Genomic DNA, 26,830 nt, shown 5'->3' on the forward strand with positions numbered 1-26,830 from the left:
CCATGCCCCGACAGGCCCGATTGGACGTCCCTGGGTTGTTGCACCATGTGATTGCCCGTGGGCTGGAGCGCCGTGTCATTTTCCCGCAAAAATCGGATTTCGAGGATTTTCTTACCCGCGTTGAGATATCGTTAGAGAAAAGCCCGAATCAACTCTTGGCCTGGGCGCTAATGCCCAACCACTTCCATTTCCTGATTCGGACCGGTTCCGGGGGGCTTTCTCGTTTCATGCGGCGGCTGATGTCCGGGTATGCGGTGGCCTTCAACGCGCGGCACAAGCGCTCGGGGTATCTCTTTCAAAACCGGTATAAGTCGATTGTCTGCCAAGAGGATCCCTATTTCACGGAGCTGGTTCGATACATTCACTTAAACCCCGTTCGCGCGGGGATGGTGAAAACGCTTTCGGATTTGGATCAATACCCCTACTGCGGACACAGCGCTTTAATGGGGAAGGTTTCAAGGCCCTGGCAGGCCACCGGGCCGGTTTTGGAACGATTTGGGTCGCTTCAACGGTATCGTCGGTTCATGGAAGAGGGGAAGAACCAGGGACGTCGCCCCGAACTGGTGGGCGGGGGTCTTTTGCGGAGCCGGGGCGGCCTGTCGGCGGTGATTGAGGCGCGGAGGGAAGGGGACCGGCAACAAGGGGATCCTCGTGTTTTGGGGGAAGGGGATTTTGTCGCGCAGGTTTTGCAAAAAGCGGAGAACAAGCTTGAAGCGCAAAACACAATAAGGCGGGAGGGGAAGGACCTTCGAACCATGGCGTTGACGGTGGCGAAGAAGGCCGGAATTCCGGAGCGGGCCCTTTTTTCACGGGGGCGAAGGGCGGAGGTATCCCGGGCGAAATCGGCGTTCATATACTTAGGGGTGGAATACTTCGGTCGGACGGTGAAGGGGTTGGGCGCGGCGACGCGCATGACCCCTGCGGCCGCCAGCAAGGCGCGGGAACGCGGTGAACAACTGCTGAATGAAAACCCCGAATGGCGGAGCTTATTTAATTGATTAGTTGCCTCCGTCCCCTCGTCCACGCGTCCCCTCGTCCACGTCCCCTGGCCCCTGGCCTTGGAGTTTAATAACCTCTGGTGAAAAACTATGGATCAACGTTTATTAGAAGCAATAAACCGTAAAAATTGTGTGGTTTTCGTTGGGGCCGGCGCATCAATAGATGCGGGATTTCCAGACTGGGAAAAGTTAGCCACCGATGTCCTTACTTTTTTTAGCAAAGACAATCCCAATATTGCTCCTGAGTGCTCCCCCTTGATTGAACAGAAAAAATACCCAGAGATTTTCCAGGTTGTGAGTGACTGTGTTGGACGGGAAAATCTTGTTGCTTTTATTCGAGAGCAATTTGAAAAAGTGAATTCGCATAGTGAACTAACTGATCTCCTTGCTTCGTTCCCATTCGTTTTTTACCTTACAACGAATTATGACAATCTCATTAAGAAATCGCTGGAGAAAAATGGAATTGCTGTCACTTCGCTTTACAACGATCCCGAAAGCTTAAATATAATTGCAAGCCATACGCGAAATGTAGTGGTTAAGCTTCATGGTGATATTTCTCGTCCTCCCACTTTAATATTGACCAGTAATGATTACCGAAAAATAAAGGTTGATTCCAGTTTTGAATATTTTCGAATGAAACTTCAATCCGTATTCCATATGTTTGATGTTTTATTTGTTGGCTACAGATTGAGTGATTCGCATTTTGAGATGATGTTGGAGGAATTATCAAATGTTCTAAAAGGGAGTCGTCCCATATTTGCGTTTGTTCCAGATGCAACAACTTTTCAAATTAAAGACTGGAGACTAAAATACAACGTTGAGATTATTCCTTACAAAACCGTTAAAAACTCTCATAAAGATCTAATTGCAAAACTAAAACAAATCCAAGTTTTTGTTGAGGAACGCTCTCAAACTGAAAAGGCACCTCCTGAAATTCCAGATAATATTCAAAAAGCTGGGCAGTTGTTTTTGTTTACATCTTTTCAGTTAAAACCTGGTTCGATAGATTTTAAAATGGAAAGTTACAAAGCAGTTTTACTCTTTTCACTCCTGGATATAACGAAAGCGATTAGCCTAGAAGATCTAATTACAACAATTCCATTCAAACCTACAGTTACAACTCCGAATTTTGGGTCTCTATTACACATCGCAGCCAACAGCCTTAAAGAAACCGAACTTATCATTATTGAGCAAGACAACAAAATATCTTTAACTGAGAAAGGGAAGCGGCACTGCGAAGAAATTAAGAGCCAAGCGAAATATGACAAAGAGAAATTTCTTGCCCAAGTAGCGCTCGATGTGGAAAGAAGCGGGGATGTCCCTCCCCAAAATAAAACGCATTTTGTGAAATTAGTTCAAGATTGTGTGGAGTTGATTTTTCACTGTAGAGGGGCAGAAATTGCAGGTGTTTTGTTTGCGGGGGGGAGCTTTGATCTGAAGGGTTCTAGTGATATTTTCCAGAAAATAAAGAGTTTTAATGAAGGGTTGAGCTCAGAAACTGAAAGAGCTTTTTTCACTCATTACATAGTTAAAGTTTTTTCTTACCCCCAATCAACACAGATTAATTTTTTGTCTCATTTGGCTCAAGCATACTTTTCTTATCATGCACTCAATCTCGATCCGGATTGTAAAAAAATACAAAGTGAGATTTTATCTCAAACTGCTTTTTTCATTGATTCTAACGTTATTATACCGTTGCTTGCAAAGGGGAGCTTTAACCATCAAACAGCGAAAGATCTGTTCGATTTAGCAAAAAATTCTGGCGCAAAACTATTTACAACCCGGAGAATATTAAAAGAGGTTTTAGATCATGCTCAATTTGCAATAGAACATGCGGAACCCGGGAAAGTACGAACAACACAATTTCTGCGATTGGCTTTGGGGTATGGAGGTTATAAGCAAAACCGTTTCATTGATGGATTTATAAATAGATCTGATGAAGAGGTTTTGGAATTCTCAGAATATATTGAAGATATCTTTGGGCGATTTGTCCCACACAAATTGTTGAATAATCCCGGCAAGTTTTTGCCAGATGTTGTTTGCATAGATCCAGACAGTCTAGGAATCTTAGACAATGAGTCTACGGAAAAAAATGCTCTTGCCATTCAGCAATATCGAGAGGAGCGTGGGACTTTCCGGCACTATGATCAATGTAGAGCCGAGGCAGAAATATTTCGGATTATGGAATCAATTGGTCTGGGTGTGAGAATGCCGGAGGTATTTTGTGGAACAAAAGAAGCCGTTTTCGTTTCGCAGAGTCCAGTATTAAATCGTTTTCGAGGAGAGGAAACAAAGTTTGTCTGGACCCCACAAACGCTTTATTGGTATTTGAGTTGTTTTGCCTCTCCTAAAGCTAGGAGTTACTCTTGGCAGGAGTTCTTAGAAATCGATGCATTCCGACACGGGTTCCCTATCGTAAATGAGGAAAAATATAAACGGTTTTTTTCTGCTCCAATTAAGCAATCAAAGATGAAGTTCGAAACACAGTTGAATTTTCTCAAACGAATACGGGGAGAAGAATTCACTAAGGATATCGAAGAGAAATTTGTCGATGCCCCAGAGTTGGATAAACCATTGTTTGTCGAAACAGTTGAGTCTTATCTAGAAAAGGAAGTTAGAAAAGTAAAAATTCTAACAGCCCAAGATAGAAGAGAATTAGAAGCCCTCAGAAAGCAACGCAGAGATCGGTACGATTATGCAAAGAGACAACGCAGGGCTAGGAAGCGCCAAAAAAAATAAACAAGCTTTTCTTACCCCCCCCGTTTGACACCCCCTCGGGGTGTGTGTTATACTTTTAGCACTCGGCATGAGTGAGTGCTAAAATCAATGAGAACCCTATCCCCCAGCGACCACGAAGAGCGGAAGCGGAAGCTTCTGCAGGCGGTGATTCACCAGCACATCAAAACCGGGAAGCCGGTGGGGTCCGCCTTTATTGCCTCGCAGAAACATTTGGACCTGTCCCCGGCGACCATCCGGAACGTGATGGGGGAGCTGGAGAAGGAAGGCTTTTTGACCCACCCGCACACGTCGGCGGGGAGGGTGCCGACGGACAAAGCCTATCGCTTTTACGTGGACAGCCTGGTGCAATTGCAGAGGCTGGCCTTGAAAGAAGAGGAGCGCATCCGGAAGAGCCATGAGGAGCGCATCCGCGAGGTGCAGGAGCTGATGCAGGCGACGTCGAAGACCCTTTCCGTGCTGTCCAACTACACGGGGTTTGTGACGGCGCCGGGGATTGACCAGTCGCACTTGCAACACATTGAGCTGATTGCCTTGGACCCCCGGCGGCTGTTGGCGGTGTTGGTGAGCGACACGGGGGTGGTGAGGCACAGGCAGGTTCTATTTGAAGCGGCGTACCCGAGGGAGCTGTTGGAGCCTTTGGCGCGGCTGTTGAACGAACGGTTGCGGGGGCAGCCCTTTGCCCGGGCGCGGGAGACCCTGCTGGACCACATTGAGGCCATTCACCAGAGGCAGATGGACCTGTTGGACTTTGCGCGGCGGGTGACGGACGCGGCCTTTGCCTGGGACCAGGGGGATGACCTCTTTTTGGAAGGGGCGGGGAATATTTTGTCGCTCCCGGACTTTAGCGGGCAGGAAGAACTGCGACATTTGGTGAACCTGTTGGACGAGAAGCGGGCGTTGGGGGACATGATCCGCCAGGATTTGGACGCGGGGAAGAGCGGGGACAAATTTCCCGGGGTGCGGGTGAAGATTGGGGCGGAGAACCGGTCGCCGGACCTGAAGAATTTGAGTTTGATTTCGTCGACCTACACGTTGGGGGACCGGCGGGTGGGGGTGTTGGGCATCATTGGGCCCAAACGCATGGAATATTCGAAGATGATGAGCTTGGTGCAGGAGATGTCTCACGCGGTGACCACCGCCATGAACCGAATGTTGGGGAGCCGCCATGACTGAAGAAACGAAACACAAAGAAGAGGCCGCGCCCACCGGAGCGGCCACCCCCGAGGACGCGCTGGCGGCCGCCGAGGCGAAGGCCCTGGACTATTTTGACCAGCTGTTGCGCCTGAAGGCGGAGTTTGAGAACTATCGCAAACGGGTGGAGCGGGAAAAGATCGACGCCCGGCGTTGGGGCAAAGAAGAGATCGTGCTGCGGCTGGTGTCGCTCATGGACGTCATGGAGCAGGCCGAGGCCGTGGCCCACAAAAGCACGGACGTCAAATCGATCGTGTTGGGGCTGGACATGCTTTACGGCGAGTTTAAGCGCCTGTTGAAAGAAGAGGGCCTGGAGGAAGTTGTCGCCGCGGTGGGCGGGGCTTACGACCACCAGATCCACGAGGCGGTGGAGACCGCCGACGGGGAAGATGGGAAAATTTTGGCTGTCCTGCAGAAGGGGTATCGGTTTCAGGGTGGGTTGTTCCGCCCGGCGCGGGTGAAGATTTCGAAGAAGAAAGTGGAGCCGGTGGAGAAGTCGAAGGACGACGCGCCGGCGGTTTGAGTTTTTGCGGGCCTGCCCGGCCAGATCCGCAAAAGAAAATTAGAAACGGCCGAGGAACGACAAAGGCTCAAATCGGATTCGCCGGGGGTTGCCCGGCGGCAACTGGTTGCTCTTTGATTCAAAGTTTGAAAAGTCGCGGGCCTGCCCGGCCCGCACCCGGCCAGGGCCATTTTTGGACGCGCAAAAATGGCCCTGGACCCCCGGGGGCCATTCGCTCGGAATTTGTCGGCGGCCGGTTAACTCCCGGCCTCAAAGGCCCATCGGCCGGTCGGACAAAGCCGGCCGACCCGCGACCGAGCAAATTCCTCGCTCATGGGCGGCCCAGGGGGATGGGGAAGGCAAAAAGGCCGCTAGAAAGGCCGGCGGCCGCTGCCCCGAAAACGGCGCGCTTGAAGCGCCTCAATGGGGTGGGAGAGGCAAAAGATTTGAAATATTCGAAGAACGGCAAGAAAGACAAACGAAGGATAATTTTAGGAGGTAACAAACCATGGCTAAAATCATTGGCATCGACTTAGGAACGTCCAACTCCGCCGCGGCGGTGATGGAGGGCGGCAAGCCCGTCATCATCCCATCGGCCGAGGGCACCACGATGGGGGGGAAAGCCTTTCCCAGCTACGTGGCCTTCACCAAGGACGATCAATTGTTGATCGGCGAACCGGCCCGGCGGCAGGCCGTTTCGAACCCGGAGGGCACCGTGTTCGCCTTCAAGCGCAAAATGGGCCAGGATGTGAAGATCCCCATCCACGGCAAAGAGTACACGCCCCAGCAGTTGTCGGCCTTCGTCCTGCAGAAGATCAAGCGGGACGCCGAAGCTTATTTGGGCGACAAGGTGGAGAAGGCCGTCATCACCGTGCCGGCCTACTTCAACGACAACCAGCGCCAGGCCACCAAAGACGCCGGCCAGATCGCCGGGTTGGAAGTCGTTCGGCTTGTCAACGAGCCGACGGCGGCCTCCCTCGCCTACGGCCTCGATAAAATCGGCCAGGCGCAAAAGATCCTGGTGTTCGACCTGGGCGGCGGAACGCTCGACGTGACGGTCATGGAGATGGGCTACGACAAGGAGATCAAGGCGGCCGACTTTAAAGTCCTCGCCACCTCCGGCGACACCCAGCTGGGCGGCACCGACATGGACAACGTGCTGATCGACTTCATCGCCGAGGAGTTCCGCAAGGAAAACGGCATCGACCTGCGCAAGGACAAGATGGCCATGCAGCGGTTCAAAGAAGCCGCCGAAAAGTCCAAGATCGAATTGTCGACGGTGTTGGAGACCGACATCAACCTGCCCTTCATCACGGCGGACGCGGCCGGCCCCAAACACCTGCAGATGAAACTGACCCGGGCGAAACTCGAGTCCCTCGTCCAGCCGATCATCGACCGGTGCCGGCACCCCATGGAAGAGGCGCTGAAGGGCGCGGGCTTGTCCGCTTCGGCCATCGGCCGGGTGGTCATGGTCGGCGGGCCGACGCGCATGCCGGTGGTTTTGAAGTTCGTCGAATCCTTCGTCGGACGGAAGATCGAGGGGGGCGTCAACCCCATGGAGTGCGTGGCCCTGGGCGCGGCCGTGCAGGCGGGCGTGTTGAGCCAGGACGTGAAAGACGTCCTGCTCCTCGACGTCACGCCCCTCACGCTGGGCATTGAGACCCTGGGCGGCATCATGACCCCGCTGATTAAGAAAAACACCACCATCCCCACGCGGGCGTCGCAGGTGTTCTCCACGGCGGCGGACAACCAGCCCGCCGTCACCGTGCACGTCTTGCAGGGCGAACGGGAAATGGCCTCGGGCAACACCTCCCTGGGGCACTTCGACCTGGACGGCATTCCGCCCGCGCCGCGCGGCCTTCCGCAAATCGAAGTCACCTTCGACATCGACGCCAACGGGCTGTTGAACGTCACCGCGCTCGACAAGGGGACGCAGAAAAAACAGCACATCAGCATCCACGCCAAGAACAAGCTGTCGAAGGAAGAGGTGGAAAAGTTCATCCAGGACGCGGAGAAGTTCGCCGCGGAAGACAAAAAGAAAAGGGCGGACATCGAGGCCAAGAACGAGGCGGACGCGGTGGTGTATTCCACCGAAAAGGCCCTCAAGGATTACGGCGACAAAGTGTCCCAGGACGACCGCATGGCCATTGAGCGCGCCCTCACGGACGCGAAAGAGGCCCTGAAAGCCGGCGACACGGAGAAGATCAACAAGGCGAAGGAAGACCTGCTGAAGGCGTCGCACAAGCTGGCGGAGGAAGTGTACAAGGCCGCGAGCGCGAAGGCCGGGCCCGAGGCGGGCGCGGCGGGCGGCGAGCCGGGCAATGGGGCGGGGAAGGGCGGCGAGAATGTCGTTGATGCGGAAGTGGTGGATGAGGGGAAGAAGTAACTTCTAAAGGCAACATCTTTAAGCAAATTCGCCGGGGGTTGCCCGGCGGCAACTGGTTGCTCTTTGATTCAAAGTTTGAAAAGTCGCGGGCCTGCCCGGCCCGCACCCGGCCAGGGCCATTTTTGGACGCGCAAAAATGGCCCTGGACCCAAAAACGCGCCCCCGGGGGCCATTCGCTCGGAATTTGTCGGCGGCCGGTTAACTCCCGGCCTCAAAGGCCCATCGGCCGGTCGGACAAAGCCGGCCGACCCGCGACCGAGCAAATTCCTCGCTCATGAGCGGCCCAGGGGGATGGGAAGGCAAAAGATCCGCCAGATAGGCCGGCGGCCGCTGCCCCGAAAACGGGGCGCTTGAGGCGCCTCGACGGGGTGGAATGGCGAAAGAAAAGCCCATCCGCGGCCGAGCAAAATCCTCGCTCATGAGCGGCCCAGGGGGATGGGAAAGCAAAAGAACCACCGGAAAGGCCGGCGGGCGCTGCCCCGAAAACGGGGCGCTTGAGGCGCCTCGACGGGGTGGAAAGGCGAAAGAAAAGCTCATCCGCGGCCGAGCAAAATCCTCGCTCATGGGCGGCCCAGGGGGATGGGAAGGCAAAAGATCCGCCAGATAGGCCGGCGGCCGCTGCCCCGAAAACGGGGCGCTTGAAGCCCCCCAATGGGGTGGGAAAAGCTGGAAACTAGAATACCAAAGAGAGATCCATGGCCTCGAAGCGCGACTATTATGAAGTTCTCGGCGTGTCGAAGAGCGCGAGCCCGGAGGAGCTGAAGCAGGCCTACCGGAAGCTGGCGCTGCAGAACCACCCCGACCGCAACCCCGGCGACAAAGGGGCCGAAGAGCGGCTGAAGGAAATCAACGAGGCCTATGACGCGCTGTCGAACGCGGAAAAGCGGCAGGCCTACGACCAGTTCGGCCACGCGGGACCCCAGGCCCAGGGGGCGGGCGGGTTCGGCGGGTTTTCCAGCGGCGATTTTGGGGACGTGTTTTCCAGCGTCTTCGGGGACATGTTCGGCGGGGGCGGACGCTCGCGCCGGGGACCCCGCAAGGGCGCGGACATCCAGCACGACCACACGGTCTCCCTCACCGAGGCGTTCACGGGCACACAGACGTCCGTGCGGATCGCCCGGGCCGTCAACTGCGACAAATGCCGCGGGTCGGGCGCCAAGCCCGGCACCTCCGTTAAAACCTGCCCCGATTGCCGGGGCGCGGGCCAAGTACGGGTCACCCGGGGGTTTTTCACCCTCGCGCAAACGTGCCCCCGGTGCCAGGGCGCGGGCCAGGCCGTGGAGACCCCGTGCCCGGACTGCCGCGGCCAGGGCCGCACGCGGACCACGGAAAACGTGACGGTGCGCGTGCCCGCCGGGGTGGAGGATGGCACCGTTTTGCGCGTGACGGGCGGCGGCGAGGCGGGCGAGCGGGGCAGCACGCCCGGCGACCTGTACGTCGTCATCCACGTCCGGCCCGATTCCCGTTTTGAGCGCGACGGCGACAACCTCGTCACCGAGCGTCACGTGTCCACCCCCCTGGCGGCTCTGGGCGGCGACGTGGAAATTCCCACCCTGGAAAAACCCATCAAGATCCACGTGCCCGCGGGCACCCAGTCGGGGGCCCTACTGCGGCTGCGCGGGTCCGGCATGCCGGCCCTGCGGGGCGGCGAGCGCGGGGATCTGTTCGTCCGCGTGATCGTCGACGTGCCCACCAAGCTCACGAAAGACCAGCGGCGGATGTTGGCCGAGCTGGGCCAATCCCTGGGCGAAACCGGGATCGCCGACGAAGGGTTTTTCAAGAAAACCTTCGGGAAATAAGTGCCTCTCCCGGTGGTTGCTTTCATGACGAAATATCGGATTCCGAAGCCGAGCCGAAGCGAGCCGAGGCGCGCATGTTCTCTGCGGCATGTAAGCCGAGGATCGCAAAGGCGCAGGCCGGAGGCCGGAAGGGCCCCTGGAATGACTTGCCGGGGGAGGCGCTAGTGCCTCACCATTTTGTGCCGCCGGAGCAGATCAAAGCCGGGCGGTTTTGGCTTTCGCCCGACGAGGCGCGGCATGTGGCGGTGGTGTTGCGCCATAAACCGGGAGACGAGATCGGCCTCTTTGACGGGGAGGACAGGGCTTTTCGGGGCGTGCTGGAGAGCGTGAGTCCGGAGCGGGTGGAAGGGCGCGTGGTGGCCCAGGCCCCGGCGGAGCCGAAGCCCTATCGCCTGCGGCTGGCGCAGGCGTTGCCCAAGGGCGACACGTTGGAATGGATATTGGAAAAAGGCACGGAGTTGGGCGTGGACGCCTTTGCCCCTTTGACGACGGAGCGGGTGGTGGGGCGCGTGCCGGCGGACCGGCTGGAGGCGCGGCTGGAACGGTGGAAAAAGATTATGACGGCGGCGGCGCGGCAGTGCGGACGGGCCGGCCTGCCCGCCGTGGCCGCCCCGGTGGGGCTGGACCGGGCCCTCGAAGCCGTGGCCCCGGGCGACTTGGTGTTGGTGCCCTGGGAGAGCGAGGCGGGGAAGACGCTCAAAGACGCTTTGAAAGAGTGGCGGGAAAAGGGATCGACGGAGGGAAGGACGATCCATGTTATAATCGGGCCGGAAGGCGGCTTGGCCCCGCAGGAAGTGGAGCGAGCCAAGGCGCGGGGGGCCGTGCCCGTGACGTTGGGCCAACGAATTTTGCGCACAGAGACCGCGGGGATGGCTGTGGCCGCGGCGATACTTTATGAATACTCCTAACTTGAAATCCCCGATCCCGTGGTCGGCGTTGTCGCTCAAAGCGACGGTCGTTTCGGCCGTCTGCGTCCTCGGTTCGTTCGGGGTCGCGCTCTCGCCCGGCTGGTTGCTGGCGGCGCTGTTCTTTTTCGGCGCCGTGGCCGGGTTCTGGGGCGCGCGGCAGGCCTGGTTGGCGGGCATCATCGTCGGAATCCCCTTCACGGTCGCCCAGATCACCCGGTGGAGCGCCCTGGAACGCGCCGTCGGCACGCCGGATTATTGGATCCTCGTGCCCCTGGTGGCCGTGCCGGCCACCGGCATGGCCATCGTGGGCGCCCTGACCGGGGCGTGGGTCCGCAACACCCGGTGACGTCCGCCGCGAAGGTTTACTTCCACACCTTCGGCTGCAAGGCCAACCAGTACGACACCGAACTCCTGCGCGCCCAAATGGTCGCGGGCGGCGGCGTGGCCGTCGACGATCCCAAGGCCGCCGACCTCTGCCTTGTCAATTCCTGCTCGGTGACGGCCAAGGCGGACCAGGAGTGCCGCCAGTTCGTGCGGCGCCTGTTGCGCGAGAACGCGCGGGCCCGCATCATCGTCACGGGCTGTTACGCCACGCACGCGCCCGAGGACCTGCGCGCGCTCTCGCCCCGGGTGGAAGCCTATTCCAACGCGGAAAAGGCCGCGCTCCCGGCCTGCGTCGGGTTCGAGGCGGCGCCCGAGGTGTGGGGGCTGTCTCGGTTTACCCACCGCGCGCGCGCCTTCGTTAAAATCCAAGACGGCTGCAAGGCCCCCTGCCGCTACTGCATCATTCCCCAAACCCGCCCCACGTATTGGTCGAAACCCGTCGAACAGGTCGTCGAGGAAGTCCGGCGGTTGGTGGAGGGGGGGCACGGCGAAATCGTTTTCACGGGCATCCGCCTGGGGCTCTACCGCGGGAGAAGCGAATCCGGGCGGTCGGCGGATCTCACGGGACTTTTGCGGCGACTGGCGGATTTGCCGGGCCGGTTCCGAATCCGCCTTTCATCGCTGGAAGTCACCGAAACGCCGGACCGGCTCATCGCCCTGGCGGCGGAGACCGACCGCGTCTGTCCCCATTTTCACATCCCGCTCCAGTCCGCCTCGGACCGCGTGCTGGCGGACATGGGCCGGTGGTACCGTTACGCCGATTACCGCGACCGGGTGCGGGCCATCCGCGAACGACTGCCCCACGCGGCGATCACGGCGGACGTGCTCACGGGTTTCCCGACCGAGGACGAGGCGGCCTACGACGAAACCTTCCGACGGATTGAGGGGATGGCCCTGTCCGGTCTGCACGCCTTCCCGTATTCGCCGCGGCCGGGGACGACGGCCGCCGGATTAAAACCTTGGCCCGCCGCCGTCCTAAAAGAGCGCACGCGGCGGCTGGTGGATCTGTCGGAGAAGTTGAAGGCGGATTTTCGGGCGCGGTTCGTCGGCACCGAACGGACCGCCCTGGCCGAAGACGACGGCCGGGGTTGGACGGACAATTACATCCGCGTGCGGGTGCCGGCGGGGGCGATGGAGGGGCTGGTGAAAGCGCGGGTGGGGGACACGGAAGACGCTTAACAAAACAGCGTCGGAAAGGAGTTCTTACCCTAAAATGTGCTCCAAGTGACGCCCCGACTGTTGGTGTGTGTGCAATTGATGTAGATGCGGGGTAGAGCGTTGGAGGAGCCACCTAAGGAATTCCAGGTGTAGGCCCAGCCGGAGTTCCACAACCCGTCGACGAGCGCCGTGGAAACACCGTTCCCCTCCATGTGGTCGCTGACGGTGGGGTGTTTGAGCGGGGGGATTTGGTCGATGTATCTCGGCACGAGATAATTGAAATTGTGATTGACTGTGACGTACCAGGAAAAAACGTTTTCGATTTCGGGGTTGTCGGCGTAATAGATCAGCGCCGCCGAGCGGACCGAGGCCAGTTTTCCAAGCACGGCCGCTTCTTTGGCTTTGATAATCATGTCCGCGAATTTGGGGATGGCGATGGCCGCCAACAGAGAAATGATGGCCACCACGAGCATGAGCTCGATGAGCGTGAAGCCTTTTTTCGAACGATGGCCGGGTAAGGGCCTCATACTTTAAGTTTATCCCCAGATGGGGGGGGGCGCCACCCCGGCCCCGGCTGCCTATGTTGCGAGTCTCCTGAAAGCAGCCAAAAAGGGGCCGGCCGGTGACCGACCACGAACGCCCGAAGGCCCCCCCCGAAGACTTCTTGGGCGTGTCCTCCCGACGCGTCATTGCCCCCGCATTGACAGGACGGGGTTCCCCTGGTAAATAAACCCATGACGGATTCGCTCGGCCAGGCCGCCCCGGGACCGGGGTGGATTTCCATTCTCAAAACATCGATAGACATGTTTCGGACAAACCCGGGCATGCCCTGGCTGTGGGCCTTGGAAACCTGGGGCCGACGGGTGGTGGAGCGGGAACCCGAGCCGGAAACCGTCATGGAAAGCGCGGAGTCGTTGGCGGCCTTCGAGCGGCAGGCCGAGGGCCAAGGCCAGTTGCGGGCCATTCACCATTTCAACACGCGGCTGGCGTCGCAGGCGATCGCGGGGTGTCGGCGGGTGATCGACTTGGGGTGCGGGCCGGGGGTGCTGTTGGGCCGGATTGCGGCGTGGAACCCGGGGACGGAATTTGTGGGGGTGGACCTGTCGGAGGGCATGCTCGCCCTGGCGAACCAAAGGGCGGGGCGGCCCGCGAACGTGCGCTTTGAGCGGGGGGACATGACCCGGTTGGACGGGTTTGCCGATGGGTCGGTGGACGGGGTGATCAGCAGCGTGGCGCTGCACCATCTGCCCGACGCCGCCGCCTTGGACCGTTGCTTTGAATCGTTGGCGCGGGTGTTGCGGCCGGGCGGGGCGGTGTGCCTGGTGGACTTGGGGCGACTCAAAACCACTCGAGCCATGGCCGCCATGGCGCGCACCGTCGGGCGGGAGGCGGGGGAGATCTTCATCAAAGATTACGAAACAAGCTTGAGGGCGGCGTTTCGTCGGGAGGAGATGGCGCCGGGGGTGGAGCGCCATTTGCCGAAGGCGCGGTTGTGGTCGGCGGCGGGGTTCCCGGTGACGCACGTGGTCGCCACCGGGTTAAAGCCCTTGGCCGGGGCCGCCGAGGGATTTCGACGGGCCGATTACACAACCTTGAACGAGAAGTCCCGGGCGGCGTTGGCCGTGATCGAAGGACTGATGGCCCGGGGCGGTTTGACCCTTCCCGAAGCGTAAATCAATCCGTCTTCTTGTCTTTAAATTTTTCGTCCCACCAGAACGCCGTGCTCGAAGGGCAGGGGGATGACACGGCCCCGCAAGGAAAATCCGGCGGTTTTTAACCAAGCCGCGTAGTCCGTTCGCGGGTAGACCATGCCTTGACCTGTGGCGATGGCTTGGAAATAGGGCGAGCCCAGGGCCGTCAACAAACAATCCGTTTCTTCCCCCAGGGCCATGGTGTTGAACACCAGGACCTCGCCGCCGGACGGCAGGGCGGCGTGGGCGCGCTTGAGAAGCCGGATCCCCTTTTCGGGGGACCAGATGGAAAAAATGTGCGCGAAGAGAACGGCGTCGGTGCCGGGGGGGAAGGGCGTTTTGAACAGGTCCCCCGGCCAGGCGCTCACCCGCCCGGCCAGGCCGGCCGCGGCGGCGTTCCGCCTCACCATGCGGCAGACGGAGGGGGATTCGAACACCGTCAGGCGCAGGCGCGGGTGCGCCCGGGCGATGGCGATGGCGTTGGTCCCGTCGCCCCCGCCGGCGTCGACCAGGTGGCGGGTGTGGCTGAAATCGATGGCGCCGATCAGGTCTTTGTTCGCCTGGCGGGAGAGGCCGCTCATGGCGGTCTCGAAAACTTTTTCCAGGGCGGGGTGGGCGGTGAGCCTTTCGTAAAGCGTTTTCCCCGGGCCGGGGAAGCGGGCGAGACCGATGTTGGTGTTCTTTTTTAAAGACGCGACGAAATCGGTGAGGCCGGGGTAGACGATGTGGGCTTGCCAGCCCAGGATGGGCACCGCGCTGCGCGGCGCGGTGGAAACCAAAATGCGGTCGGCCAGGGGCGCGTTGGAAAAGCGGGGCCCCTTCTTGATCAGAATGCCGAGGGCCGTCAGCCCGACCACCAGCACGCGGGCCGGTTGGGCCGCGAGGCCCAGGGCGGCGGCGATTTTGGGGAGAGGCAGACGCGGGCGGCGGTGGAGAAGATCGAACACCCCGAGGGAAACCCCCGCCCACATCAATTGAAAGGCGCTGTGCCCCTGGGCGATCAGGGAAAAACTGTCGAAATCGAAATCCCGTCGGGGACGGGGGGCCGCGGGCGAAAGACGCTGTGGCATGGGCGCTCCAAATCCAAATAGAGTGTGCGAACCCAAGGATAACGCCCCAACGGGGCGGTGTCAACCGCGGGGCGCGGGTGGAAAAACGCGTGCCCCGGGGGTATGCTTACCGGGCTAAAGAAAGCGAGGACGCCATGGATCCCCATAATATCGAATGGTCGGACACCCTTAAAAAATGGGGTTTGACCCCCGAGAACTACGTTTTGAAAGCGTTGCCGAGAAATCTGGGCGTGCTTTCGCGGAACGACCAGGCCCGGCTGGCCCGGCGGCGCGTGGCCATCGCCGGCATGGGCGGGGTGGGCGGGTTGCACCTCATCACCTTGGCGCGGGCGGGCGTGGGGGCCTTCCATATTTCCGATTTCGATCGATTCGAGCCGGCCAACTTCAACCGCCAATACGGCGCGCGGATCCCGACCCTGGGCCGACCCAAAACCGACGTGTTGCGGGCCGACGCGTTGGCGGTGAACCCGTTCCTCGACATCCGGTCTTTCGATCGGGGCATCAACGCGGAGAACGTGGACGCTTTTTTGGACGGCGTGGATTTGTTTTTGGACGGGTTGGATTTCTTCGTACCGGAAGTGCGGCGGCTGGTGTACGGCCGGGCGCGGGAAAAGGGAATCCCCGTCGTCACGGCGGGGCCCATCGGGTTCGGCACGGTGGCGTTGGTGTTCGATCCCCGGGGCATGAGTTTCGACGAATATTTCGACATGCACGACGGGATGGACCCCTTTGAACAGATGTTGCGCTTTTACATCGGGTTGCTGCCGAAATATTGGCTGACCGCCTACACGGTGCGGCGGTTTGGCGTGGACCTGGCCAATAAGTCGGGGCCATCGACCCCCATGGGGTGTTTGTTGGCGTCGGCCTTGGCGGCCACCGAGATCGTTCGGATTTTGACGGGGCGGCCCGGCCTGAAGCCGGCGCCCTGGTGCCTCCAATTCGACCCCTATGTCCGGGGCATGATTTTGAGGCGGCTGCGCTGGGGGAATCGGGGGCCCCTCCAGCGGTTGAAACTTTGGGTGGCACGGAAAAAACTGCGCGGGGCGAAGCCGCTTTTCCGCTCGGCCCCGGCCGCGCCCGCCTGGAACGGCGAGGGCGCGGTGCCTCCGCCGGTGATGGAACATATATTGAATGCGGGACTCCAGGCTCCCTCCGGCGACAATATCCAACCTTGGGCGATGAGCGTCCGGGAGGGGGGGGTGGAGATCGCGGTCAAACAAAATTCGGACCCCTCTTTTTTCAATTTTGAGGAACGCGCGGCCTTGATTTCGCTCGGCGCCGTGTCGGAAAACATCCGCGTGGCGGCGTCCGTTTACGGGTTGGCGACCCGTCTCGAGCCTCCGGTGGATGTGTCCCGGCCCGCGCGGATTTTCTTCGAACAAAGGCGCGTGGCCGAAGACCCGCTTGCCTCGATCCTGTGGGAGAGGGAAACGAACCGGCGCCCGCACGGCAAGACGCCGCTGGACCCGGAAGACCTGTCCGCCATGGTCGACGCCGCGGCGGCGCGGGGGGCGCGGTTGCGGTGGAGCGTGGAGCGGAAGGAAATCGCCACGTTGGCCGATATGGCCTATTGGGCCGACCGCGCCCGGGTGCTCCTTCGCGAATGCCATGAAACCTTGTACAAGGCCTTCCGTTCCAACATCGACGACGCCCGCCGCTCGGGCGACGGTTTTTCCTACGGGAATTTGCTCGTTCGTTGGGATCAAAAACTGTTTTTGAAAGCCACGCGACCGTGGTCGGTCATGCGGGCGTTGAACGCCCTCGGCGCCGGGAATGTTGTGGCGAACGCCTCGCGGGATTCCATGGCCGCCTCCGCGGCGGTGGGCCTCTTGACGGTTCCAGACGAAACGGTGGCTTCGGTGTTTCGCGGGGGGGAGGCTTTCGAACGGGTGTGGTTGACGGCGGCTCTTTCGGGGCTGGCCTTCCAACCCATGGCCAGCTTGCCGTTCTTTTGGGCCCGGTGGAAATCCTTGGGGGAAGAGGCGTTTCCGCCGGAGGCCCGGGGGCACGTGGCGCGGGCCATGGAAAAGTTACGCGCGGTTTTTCCAGGGGAGGATTTTGACCGCGGGGGGTTGGTGATGCTCTTTCGGGTCGGCCACGCGCCGGGCCTGCCGGAGGGCACGTTCCGACGCCCCCTCCCCACGTTCCTCAACGCATGAGCGGGGTCGAATTTCGCCTGGGGGAGTTCACCTTCCTCGCCACCGAGGACCGCGGACTGCTTGAAGCCATCCACCGGTTGCGTTATCGGATTTACGTTGAGGAATATGGGTTTGAAAAACCGGAGGACCACCCCGGCGGGCTTGAACGCGACCGTTTCGATCCCCACGCGGTGTCCATCGCCGCCCTGGACCGACGGGGCAACCTGGTGGGGACGGCCCGGTTGATCCACCATTGCCCTTTCCCGTTGCCGACTTTCGATCTGGCCGCGCCGGAATGGCGCGAACGGCATCGGACCGACCCCCATTTGGTCGAATCGTCCCGGTTTGCCATGAGCCGCGATTTCCGTCTTTCGGCTTTGGACTTCAAAAGGGAAATGGCTTTTTTTCGAAGAAATTTGGGGGCCCCCTCGTCGGCCGGTCCGGCGCCCGCCCCCGCGTCGGGGGATCTCTCCGCCCGGGTTCTTATTTTCTTGGGTCTCAGCCACGCCACCATCGCCAGCGCCCGGGCGCTTGGCGCCAGCTGGCATTTGATGGCCGCCGAGCGGTCCCTTTGGATCCTCTTGAAAAGGAACGGCATGCGTTTCGAGCCCATCGGGCCGGAAGTCGAGTATCACGGCCGCCGCACGCCCTACGCGGGCCAAAACGAGGACATGTTCCAATCCACGCAAGCGGTCCAAACGCGGGTGGTGACTATGTTGGCCCGGGAATCCGGCGCGATTCCGGTGGGGGTGCAGGAGAAAGATTTGGCCGAAGCGGGCACGTTTCGGTTGGGGGGTCTTTCCTTCAACGTGGCGTCCACCCCGGGTTCGGTGGACCGGGTGTTCGTTTTGCGCCACCAGGCCTACGCGGAAGACTTTAAACTCATCCCGGCCGCCGCCCAGGCCGATGCGCGCGACCGCGATGCCCACGACGCCTGGTCGGTCCATGTCACGGCCGAGGACGGCGTGGGCCGCGTGGTCGGGACGGTCCGCCTCGTGCTCAACTCCCCGTTGGGTCTTCCCTGCCTGGAGAAAGCGGGGGCGGAGGAAAGAAATCGCCTTTTGTCGTCGAAAAAAGTGGCCGAATTGTCCCGGCTCGCGTTGGCGTCCCCCTACGGCCACGCTTTCGCCGACGTCCTCTCGTACCTGCTTTCGGTGCCTTTGATCCCTTCGGGCGCGGTGCGGCCCGGTCCCGGAGACCGCCGTCGCGGGGCCGTGATCACGCTGGGGTTGTTTCGAATGCTTTATCGCATCAGCAAAAAATTGCGCTTGTCGGGGTGGGTTTTGTTGGCCCACGGCGAGACGATCGCCCTTTTGGAGCGACAGGGGCTGCGACCCGAGTTGTTGGGCCCGGTGGACGAAACCAAAGACCACCGACAACCCGTCTTGTTGCGCCTGGGGGACCTCGAGGCCCACCTGACCGATTTTTCCCGAATCCGCTCCTTTTCGCGCGACGCCTCCTTTGGGGGAGGAAAACCCCGGAATTCCTTGTTTTAAGGTTTTACCTTGTTTTGGGCTCTCCAGTGGAGTATAATGGCCCCCGCGATGGATTGTCTGTTCTGCCAAATAGCGGCCAAAACGATTCCTGCCCAGGTTGTTTTGGAAAACAACGAAATCATTGTTTTTAAAGATATCCACCCGCAAGCGCCCACGCATCTTTTGATTGTGCCGAAAAAACACGTGGCGCGCGTCTCGGAATTGACCGACGAGGACGACGGGCTTGTGGCGGCTGTGCATCGCGCCATTCGGGATTTGGCGAAAACCGTGGACCCCGAAAAAAAAGGGTTCCGGATCGTCGTCAACAACGGGTCCGCCGCCGGACAGGCGGTGGCCCATCTCCATTACCATTTCCTGGCCGGACGGCTTTTGAGCTGGCCGCCGGGTTAAGCGCGGAACTTTTCGGATTTTAAAACGTTATATTCACGAAGCCGGTCCCCAGACCGGTCGTGATCTTTTTTATTTTTTCCGGTCGACCGGAAAGGTGGTGTTGAGATCATGGTTTTCGTCAAAGTGCGCGATGGGGAGTCCATCGAAGAGGCTCTCCGTCGCTTCAAACGCGAGTGCGAGCGGAACGGCATCATGCAGGAGATCCGCCGGCGGGAGTTCTACGAACCCCCGTCCGTGAAACGCAAGCGCAAGCTGGCTGAATCCCGACGGAAAATGCGCCGACGTATGGCGCGCGCCAACCGCGGATAAGTCTTGATGCCGGGGTCGCGCGGGCGGTTTGTCCGCCCGCGCGGCGCCCCGCGTCGAGGTCTCCCATGGGCGTATCGCGAGACACGTTGGAACGGATCAAGGCCGCGCTCGACCCCCTGGAGGTCGTGCGGGAGGCCGTGCCCAGCCTCAAGCAGTCGGGCGTCCGGTGGAAGGGCAATTGCCCCTTTCACAACGAGCGGACCCCGTCGTTTTATTTTCAACCCGAAAAGGGTCTTTGGCATTGTTTCGGCGCCTGCCAGGAAGGCGGCGACATCCTCGCTTTCGTCATGAAGTTGGAGGGGTTGTCGTTCCCCGAGGCGCTTCGGGAATTGGCCCATCGCACCGGCATCGTTCTGGATTGGGACAAAACGGACGACGCCGCCAGCCGCCGCGCCAAAGAGCGCGACGCGCTGTTGGGGTTGGTGGAAGAGGCGGCCGGTTTTTACCGCGACAGCCTGCGCGGATTGGCCGAGGCCGAGGTCGCCCGGCGCACGTTGGCCCAGCGCGGCGTCCGCCCGGAGACGGTGGAGCGCTTCCGCCTCGGGTACGCGCCCCGGCGCGAAGGGTTTTTGGACCGCGCTTTAAAGCGCGGCGTCGCCATCGAGTTGCTTTTGAAAGCGGGCTTGGCGGCCCGCTCGGACCGCACGGGTCGCTATCAAGACACCCTGTCCGGCCGTTTGATCTTTCCCATTCGGGACGCCTACGGCCAGGTGGTGGCTTTCGGCGGACGGGTTTTGGAAGAGGACGCGGGGCCCAAGTACATCAATTCGCCGGAAACCCCGGTCTACACGAAGGGGCGCCATCTCTACGGCCTCTACGAAGGGCGCACCGCCCTCCGGGACCGCGGCCAGGGGGTCGTGGTCGAGGGCTACATGGACGTCGTGGGGCTGCATCAGGCCGGCGTCGAACGCGCGGTCGCGCCCCTCGGCACGGGGTTCACGGCCGAGCAGTCCAAGCTGTTGCGGCGTTACGCCCAGGAAGCGGTGATGTTGTTCGACCCGGACCCCGCCGGTCAACGCGCCAGTTGGCGGACGGCCGACGTGTTGCTCAAGGACGATGTGTTTGTCCGGGTGGCGCAGGTGCCCGACGGGTTGGACCCGGACGAGTACGTTCAGGCGAAGGGCGCCGCGGCCCTGGAAAAAATTTTGACCGACGCCCGGGACGTTGTCGATTTTTGGCTGGATTTGTTGGCCCCGTCGTTGAGCGGGTTCAGCGATTTGCACGGCCGGTTGCGGAAAGCCGAGGAGTTGTTGCGCTTCATTGGCGGCGTGCCCAACGAGGTGTTGCGGGAAGAGTGGGTCAAGCGCGCCGCCGCGCGGCTCGATTTGGACGCCGCGGCGCTTAAGCGGGAAATGTTTCGTAAGGGCGAGCGCGGGCCCGGTCGGACGGAAACGCCGGCTTCGACGACGGCCGCCGAACGGCGACCGGCCGCACTCGCCCCGGCGATGCGCACCGCCGAAGAGGAACTTTTGCAGGTCTTGGGCGCGCACCCGGCGCTGTGGCCCCGGGCGGAAAAGGCCGACGGGTGGTTCGCCGACACGCGGTGTTTGGCGGTGTTTCGCCATTGGCGCGACCAGTGGAAGGCCGGCGACGCGGTGGAACCGGCCGCCGCCGTGGCCGTCCTGGGCGCAGCCGACGGGCCCTGGTTGACGGCCCTGTTGCTGGAAGGAAAACAATTTGAGGACCCGGGGGTTGCCCTGGATCGGGCCTTGGCGGGGCTGGAACGGCAGGCCACGCAGAGGGAAATGAAGGGGTTGGAGGGGGAGTTGCGCGCCCTGGCCCGGTCGGATCCGCGGTTTGGGGAAAAATTTGACAGGCATTTGACACTGACCCGACGGTTGAAGGCGGCGACGCCCGAAACCCCGGGCCCAACGGAACGGTGACATGACCTTGGAACGACGCGAAACGCTAAATTACAAAGACGTGGTGCGGGGCCTCATCGAGCACGGCAAAGAGGCGGGGTTCCTGACGTACGAGGAAATCAGCCAAAAACTGCCGGAAACCAATTTCACCACCGACGAGCTCGACACCCTCTTCGGCAAGCTCGAGGAGATGGGCATCGACGTCGTCGAACGCGGCGAAGACCACAGCCGTCCCAAGGCCGAAACCCACGAGGAAATGGGCGTCCCTGAGCTTGAGCTCGACACCCAAAATTCCATCCGCATGTACCTGTCCGAGATGGGCAAGGTGCCCCTCCTGACCCGCGAGCAGGAAGTCTCCCTTGCGCGCAACATCAAGGAAAACGAGAAAGTCCTGAAGCTGGTGGTCCTTGAGTCGCCCATCACCCACCGGGAAATCCAGAACTGGGAACAGCTGCTTGAGGCCGACGAGATGACCCCCAAGGAGCTCATGCCCCGGGGCCGTCGCACGGCTTCCGAACTGTCGGGCATGCGCCGCCGCGTGAAAACGGTGGTCGAATACATCGAGCAGGCGGAACTCCGTATCGACAAGCTGAAGCACAAGCTGGAACAGAAAATGGCGGCCGAGAAGGCCGAGGCGCTGAAGGCCCAGGTCGAGAAAGAGCGCAAGGACATCGTCGACCGCATCATCGGTCTGAACCTCAACCAGGAGAAAATTAAGCGCCTGGTGAACAAGATCAAAAACATCGGCCACAAAGTGCGGGAGTTTCAGGACGAAATCCACCGCTACGAAAAGCGCTTCAAGCTGCCGTACCCGGAGTTGAAGAAAATTTATCAGAAGGCCCTGGGCAAACAGATGCCCGCGGCCCAGTTTTTGCGCTTGACGGGTTACACCGTCAGCGGCATTGAGAGCACCATGCAGAACATCGAGGCCATCCAGGCTCGGTTGCTCCGCATGGGCCGCCTCCTGCCCATTCCCACCGACGAATTGTTGGTGCTCGACGCCCGCATCCGCCAGTTGGAAGAAGCGATTCTCAAAGACAAGCTCCAGCTGATCAAGGCCAACCTGCGCCTGGTGGTTTCCATCGCCAAAAAGCACGTGGGCTCCAACCTGGAACTGTCGGACCTCATTCAGGAGGGCGGCCTGGGGCTCATCAAAGCCGTCGAGAAATTTGAATGGCGCCGGGGGTTCAAGTTCTCGACCTATGCCACCTGGTGGATCCGCCAAAGCATCAACCGCGCCATCGCCGACCAAGCCCGCACGATCCGGATCCCCGTGCACATGAAGGAAGTGATTTCCAAGCTCACCAAGGTGGCGCGCAAGTTCCGCCAGGAAAACGGCCGCGACCCGTCGGTGGAAGAGTACGGCAAGGCCCTGCGCCTTTCGGCGGACAAAGTGCGCCAGGTGCTCAAGATCATGCAGGAGCCGATCTCCCTGACCACGCCGGTGGGCGAGGAGGAAGACTCGGTCCTCGAAGATTTTCTGGAGGACAAGGGCGACCTCTCCCCGGCCCACGCGGCCAACGACGCGTTGCGCTCTCAGGAAGTGGAGAAGGCGCTCGCGACCCTGAGCGACCGAGAGGCGGAGATCATCAAGCTGCGTTTCGGCATCGGCACCGGCTACCCCCGCACACTCGAAGAGCTCGGCCGTATTTTCAGCGTCACGCGCGAGCGTGTGCGGCAGATCGAGGCCAAGGCAATCCGCAAACTGCGTCACCCTTCGCGCAGCAAACTCCTTCGGGAATACGTGGAATGACTCCGCCCCCGCGCGCCCGAGCACGATCGTTTTTGGGCGGTGCGGCGGTGTTGGTTTTGGCCGGGGCGGCGTCGGCGGACGCGCTGTGGGGCCCCGGGGACGCGCTGGTTTTCGTCGCCGAAGATTTAGCCGCCAACGTTTTCTACCGTTCCCCCGGGGAGATTTTCCCGGAAGACGGTCCTCAGGACCGTTGGATGGGCCTTTACGGTGACCGGCTGGCCCGGGCCACCGTTGCCGTTCGCGACACCGAGCCTCCCGTGGACGACGGCTTCGCCCTCGACTCTTCCCCCGACCGCCCCGACCTGTTGCTCCGCAACGTCCCACGTTTGCGTGCGGGACCCGTGGTCTCCGCGGGCCGCGACCAGGACCTCACGCCCGAATCCCCGCTTACGTATCAATTGGGAAAAAGGCTCTACACGCTTGTTTTGGAAATCAACAACGAGGCCATGTCCGGACGACGCGTTGTGATCCGCGAGGGGGGGCGGGAGCAGATCCTTTTTGACGAATCGGAAGGGGATGAACCGCAATTTCGTGTGCATTGGGCCGGGGATTTGGACGGGGACGGACGCCTGGATTTGGTGGCGACCTTCGCCCGAAAATATTCGTCCCTCCCGCGCGCCCTGTGGTTGTCCGGCGCCGCCCGGCGCCGGGCGTTGGTCGGCGCGGTTGCCTCTTTCACGGTCGGTTGTTGACCGGACGGGCCCGTAGCTCAGGGGTTAGAGCGCCCCGCTCATAACGGGTTGGTCGGTGGTTCAAATCCACCCGGGCCCAAATATTTAACCCTGCCACTTCATTCCCGACGGTAATTTAAGGGAAAACCCCTCCGTTACAACTTCTTCGCATCTCCGTTTCAAATAATTTTCATCGACTTTACATGGTTTTTACCAATCCTTTACAGGAATTTAAGGGTTCTCCCCTTACAATGTGAGTACCAGAATCCACGCCCAAGGGGGGCTTATGCAAGATAGACCAAAGAAATTCTGGCGTCTTTTGACGACGCCGATCGCCAATACGCCGAATTTCGTTAAACACACACCGAGCCTGGACGCCGTGCGCCGCGGAGCGGCGGTGGCGATGGCGGTGGTGGTGTTCTATACGCAATCGGTGTGCGCCGGCACGGCAAGCCTCCCCCTCTTGCCTGTGTCGAAGCGGCCGGTTGTTGCCGGGCAGCTTGGATTGTTGGATCGATTGATGAAGTTTGTGGGCGCGGACAAGAAAGGGAGCGCGTATAAATTCCACGACAACGTGTGGAACGACCGTCGGAAGCTGACGGGGGAGGGGACGGAGCCGGGGCTGGACCCGAAGTCGCTGGAGAAGATGGTGGCGAACCAAGAGGCGCGGCGGGACATCGAGAACCAAAACCGGCACAACCGGGGGTACCAGGAGTTGGAGAAGTACCGGGAGCAGTACAAGCGGTCGGCCGGGGAGCTGGTCGCGAACCAGCAAATGGACGGTCTGGAAGGCGCTCTGACGCCTGGGGATCTGGCGGCGGCGACGGTGAAGGAAGTGATGGAAGCGATCAAGGTGAAGATGAAGTCGTTGTTTGGCGCGATGGTGGAATTCAAGATGGACGTGAAGAAGAACTACGACGGGACGTACCAGCGGACGTACCTGATCGATGGGCGGGCGAGCCGGATCTACAATTCGAAGACGCGGAATCCGCACGGTCAGTTGGTGACGCAGAACATCACGAACATGCGGTACAACCGGTCGCACGTGTTGATTTCGATGGATATCGAGCACAAGGACGTGAAGGGGCTGACGAGTTATACGCACCGGAAGATGGATTATCACGATGGGGCGAAGGCGATGGTGCCGAAGACGCAGTTGGTGAAGAAGTTGGACGAGTGGACGGTGACGCCGCAGGGGGAGAAGACGGAGTTGCACCGGTGGGACATCCAGTACGACGGTGCTGGGAACATGAAGAAGTTCGACGAGTTTCGGATTGACGAGAACGGGGTGAAGACGGAGAAGTGGTGGTGGGGGGCGAGTACGACGGGGACAAGAACCTGTTGAAGTACGACGAATTGACGCGGAGCCGAGGTTTGGACACGCACGTGACGTGGGAGGCGACGGATTACGAAGTGAACGAGCGGTGGGACGCGCGGAAGGAAGCGGGGGAAACGGACAGTTGGGGGCGAAGTTCGCACCATTTGACGGGGTACAAGAAGACGACGACGGGGCCGGACGGGAAGGTGGAGTTGGACGTGTTCACGAACCTGGGGTATGACGAGTTTGAGAACATGATTCATTACGACCGGGAGGCGACGGATTTCCAAGGGAAAGTGATGAACGTGGTGTGGGACGGGGAGTACGACAAATTTGACCGAGCGGCGGCGTACAAGCAGACGACGACGGACGCGTTTGGGCACACGCAGGTGTTGGAGTTTAGCGGTGGGGAATACAACGTGTACGACGATTTGTTGGCGTACACGGAGAAGACGACGGAGAACGGGGAAACGAAGTCGCGCGTATTCACGAACGGGGTGTTCGACACGAAACACAACATGATGAGCTACCGGGAGGAGGCGACGGATTCGAAGGGTCGAACTTCCATAAAGGAATGGAACGCGGTGGGGGCGGGGAAGGGGTATGTGCTGGGCGAGTTGCAGGGGTACGACGAGGTGGTGAATTACGGGGCGCTGGTGGTGACGTCGGAGGTGCGGAACATTCATTACGACGCGTTGCGGCGGCAGGACGGGAACGCGACGACGAAGCGGATCAAAGGGGTGGAGACGGACGGTGGGGCGGTGGACATTGTTTTGGTGGAAGACACGCGTGTGATGCGGAGCGACGAGGCGCGGAGCGTGCGGGCGGTGGGGTCGACGGATCCGCGGAGCATGAACATCGTGAACGTGGTGGGCGGGCGGACGGAGGTGCGGACGCGGGGGACGGACGCGGTGACGGGGGAGCTGTTGCGGGATTTGAAGGAAACGGTGGAACGGAGCCAGGTGACGGTGGCGGGGGATTTCAAAGAGGTGCGGCGGACGGAGGGGAAGGACGGGGAAGACGAGCTGGACAGCGTGGCGGAGACGATCCGGACGGGGACGGTGCTGGACGGGTTTGGGCGTGCGGTGACGTACCGTGAGGAGACGGTTCAGAACAACAATCCGGCGAGTTGGATGTCGCGTGTGGTGGACCGGATGAGCTACAACGTCGATGGGAACCTGACGGCGAGCCACGAGGCGACGTTGAATTCGTTGGGGGTGGTGGGGGAAGTGACGCGGACGGGGATGCTGTACGACCAGCAGAACCGGCTGTCGGAATACCATATGGAGCAGGTGTCGAGCGCTGAAGGGGCGACGGTGGGAAGCCAGACGCACCGGACGGGGATCAAATACAACGGGTTGAGCGACGTGACGCGGTACGGGGAGCGTGTGGAGCGACTGGGGACGGCGGTGGTGGAGACGGGGATGTGGAGCGGGACGTACAACGTGTTGGGGCAGGTGAAGACGTCGCGTGACGAGACGCGGCGGGGGGGGGCGGTGGTTGAGGAGGGCGTGACGAAGGCCCTTGATGAAACCGTTCTGACGGAGACGTGGGGGATGCGGTACACGAAGGACGGGGTGGGGGTGAGGCAGTATAAGGAGCGGACGGGGTCTTCGGCGACGCCGGATCTGGTGAATTTCCTGGAAGTGACGGGGGCGACGTACGATGCTTATAACCGGTTGGCGACGTTCAATCAGACGTCGCATCGGGTGACGGCGGAGGCGGCGGGGGTGGTGAACGGGGCGTTCGTGTTTGACGAGGGGAAGGCGACTTTGCATGAGGTGACGGTGACGGGCCGGACGGAGGCGGTTTTTGACGGGAAGGGGGCTTTGACGGGATATAAGGAGCGGACGGAGACGCGTGACGGGACTGGGGTGGCTGGGGGATGGACGGAAACGGTGCGGCACGACATCAAGTTCCATCCGCTGGGGCAGATGGTGGCTTACGAGGCGGAGGAGCGGAAGGCGGAGAGCCCGGATTTGATGACGGCGGTGGAATGGAGCGGGAGTGTGGACGCGTTCAACCGGTCGGCGGGATATGTGGAGATTCGGCAGGACCACCACGGGA

At 60.7% G+C, this 26,830-nt stretch carries 20 protein-coding genes and 1 tRNA gene; 19 read left to right on the forward strand and 2 right to left on the reverse strand.

Annotated features, from left to right (window positions below):
* Positions 1-2: 2 nt before the first annotated feature.
* The 9 genes from IPI56_03980 to IPI56_04020 all read left to right on the forward strand — a co-directional run bounded on the left by IPI56_03980 (position 3) and on the right by IPI56_04020 (position 12,086).
* Positions 3-998, forward strand: a complete 996-nt coding sequence (locus tag IPI56_03980) for a transposase (GenBank protein ID MBK7544901.1) — start codon at positions 3-5, stop codon at positions 996-998.
* Positions 999-1,088: 90 nt separating this feature from the next.
* Entirely contained in the window at positions 1,089-3,737 is a 2,649-nt protein-coding gene (locus tag IPI56_03985) for an SIR2 family protein (GenBank protein MBK7544902.1), read from the forward strand.
* An 87-nt stretch (positions 3,738-3,824) separates the two neighbouring features.
* Complete coding sequence (hrcA, locus tag IPI56_03990) at positions 3,825-4,910, forward strand: heat-inducible transcription repressor HrcA (GenBank protein ID MBK7544903.1); 1,086 nt, start codon at positions 3,825-3,827, stop codon at positions 4,908-4,910.
* Positions 4,903-5,451 (forward strand): nucleotide exchange factor GrpE, encoded by a 549-nt coding sequence (locus IPI56_03995; GenBank protein ID MBK7544904.1) that lies wholly within the window; start codon positions 4,903-4,905, stop codon positions 5,449-5,451. Before hrcA ends, IPI56_03995 begins: the two co-directional genes overlap by 8 nt.
* A 487-nt stretch (positions 5,452-5,938) precedes the next feature.
* Positions 5,939-7,816 (forward strand): molecular chaperone DnaK, encoded by a 1,878-nt coding sequence (gene dnaK / locus IPI56_04000; GenBank protein MBK7544905.1) that lies wholly within the window; start codon positions 5,939-5,941, stop codon positions 7,814-7,816.
* Between the two features lie 695 nt (positions 7,817-8,511).
* The gene (gene dnaJ, locus IPI56_04005) at positions 8,512-9,615 is read left to right on the forward strand and encodes a molecular chaperone DnaJ (protein MBK7544906.1); all 1,104 of its coding nucleotides are present in this window, start codon (positions 8,512-8,514) and stop codon (positions 9,613-9,615) included.
* 164 nt (positions 9,616-9,779) lie between these two features.
* Positions 9,780-10,523, forward strand: coding sequence for a 16S rRNA (uracil(1498)-N(3))-methyltransferase (locus IPI56_04010; GenBank protein MBK7544907.1), 744 nt, complete (start codon positions 9,780-9,782; stop codon positions 10,521-10,523).
* 1 nt (position 10,524) lies between these two features.
* Positions 10,525-10,869: a hypothetical protein gene (locus IPI56_04015; protein ID MBK7544908.1), complete on the forward strand. Its 345-nt coding sequence runs from the start codon at positions 10,525-10,527 to the stop codon at positions 10,867-10,869.
* Positions 10,848-12,086, forward strand: coding sequence for a MiaB/RimO family radical SAM methylthiotransferase (locus IPI56_04020; GenBank protein ID MBK7544909.1), 1,239 nt, complete (start codon positions 10,848-10,850; stop codon positions 12,084-12,086). Before IPI56_04015 ends, IPI56_04020 begins: the two co-directional genes overlap by 22 nt.
* Before the next feature lie 29 nt (positions 12,087-12,115).
* Here the strand turns inward: IPI56_04020 and IPI56_04025 are convergent, their stop codons facing one another.
* Positions 12,116-12,592, reverse strand: coding sequence for a prepilin-type N-terminal cleavage/methylation domain-containing protein (locus IPI56_04025; protein MBK7544910.1), 477 nt, complete (start codon positions 12,590-12,592; stop codon positions 12,116-12,118).
* Between the two features lie 207 nt (positions 12,593-12,799).
* Here IPI56_04025 and IPI56_04030 point away from each other — a divergent pair, with 207 nt between their 5' ends.
* Positions 12,800-13,738, forward strand: a complete 939-nt coding sequence (locus tag IPI56_04030) for a class I SAM-dependent methyltransferase (protein ID MBK7544911.1) — start codon at positions 12,800-12,802, stop codon at positions 13,736-13,738.
* 20 nt (positions 13,739-13,758) lie between these two features.
* Here the strand turns inward: IPI56_04030 and IPI56_04035 are convergent, their stop codons facing one another.
* Positions 13,759-14,826, reverse strand: coding sequence for a methyltransferase (locus tag IPI56_04035; protein MBK7544912.1), 1,068 nt, complete (start codon positions 14,824-14,826; stop codon positions 13,759-13,761).
* 134 nt (positions 14,827-14,960) lie between these two features.
* Between IPI56_04035 and IPI56_04040 the strand changes: the two genes are divergently transcribed.
* From IPI56_04040 to IPI56_04080, 9 genes are all read left to right on the forward strand, one after another.
* Positions 14,961-16,985 (forward strand): ThiF family adenylyltransferase, encoded by a 2,025-nt coding sequence (locus IPI56_04040; GenBank protein MBK7544913.1) that lies wholly within the window; start codon positions 14,961-14,963, stop codon positions 16,983-16,985.
* Positions 16,982-18,460 (forward strand): GNAT family N-acetyltransferase, encoded by a 1,479-nt coding sequence (locus tag IPI56_04045; protein ID MBK7544914.1) that lies wholly within the window; start codon positions 16,982-16,984, stop codon positions 18,458-18,460. Before IPI56_04040 ends, IPI56_04045 begins: the two co-directional genes overlap by 4 nt.
* A gap of 48 nt (positions 18,461-18,508) precedes the next feature.
* Complete coding sequence (locus IPI56_04050; protein ID MBK7544915.1) at positions 18,509-18,850, forward strand: histidine triad nucleotide-binding protein; 342 nt, start codon at positions 18,509-18,511, stop codon at positions 18,848-18,850.
* A gap of 108 nt (positions 18,851-18,958) precedes the next feature.
* Positions 18,959-19,159, forward strand: a complete 201-nt coding sequence (locus IPI56_04055; protein MBK7544916.1) for a 30S ribosomal protein S21 — start codon at positions 18,959-18,961, stop codon at positions 19,157-19,159.
* Positions 19,160-19,224: 65 nt separating this feature from the next.
* Positions 19,225-21,042, forward strand: a complete 1,818-nt coding sequence (gene dnaG, locus IPI56_04060; protein MBK7544917.1) for a DNA primase — start codon at positions 19,225-19,227, stop codon at positions 21,040-21,042.
* Position 21,043: 1 nt separating this feature from the next.
* Entirely contained in the window at positions 21,044-22,774 is a 1,731-nt protein-coding gene (locus IPI56_04065; GenBank protein MBK7544918.1) for a sigma-70 family RNA polymerase sigma factor, read from the forward strand.
* Positions 22,771-23,466, forward strand: coding sequence for a hypothetical protein (locus IPI56_04070; GenBank protein ID MBK7544919.1), 696 nt, complete (start codon positions 22,771-22,773; stop codon positions 23,464-23,466). Before IPI56_04065 ends, IPI56_04070 begins: the two co-directional genes overlap by 4 nt.
* Positions 23,467-23,472: 6 nt before the next feature.
* A tRNA-Ile gene (locus IPI56_04075) sits at positions 23,473-23,545 on the forward strand.
* Between the two features lie 186 nt (positions 23,546-23,731).
* A complete protein-coding gene (locus IPI56_04080) occupies positions 23,732-24,790 on the forward strand; it encodes a hypothetical protein (GenBank protein ID MBK7544920.1) in 1,059 nt (352 codons plus the stop codon).
* Positions 24,791-26,830 lie beyond the last annotated feature (2,040 nt).

The organism is Elusimicrobiota bacterium (assembly GCA_016706425.1).
In the GTDB taxonomy this organism is placed as follows: domain Bacteria; phylum Elusimicrobiota; class Elusimicrobia; order FEN-1173; family FEN-1173; genus JADJJR01.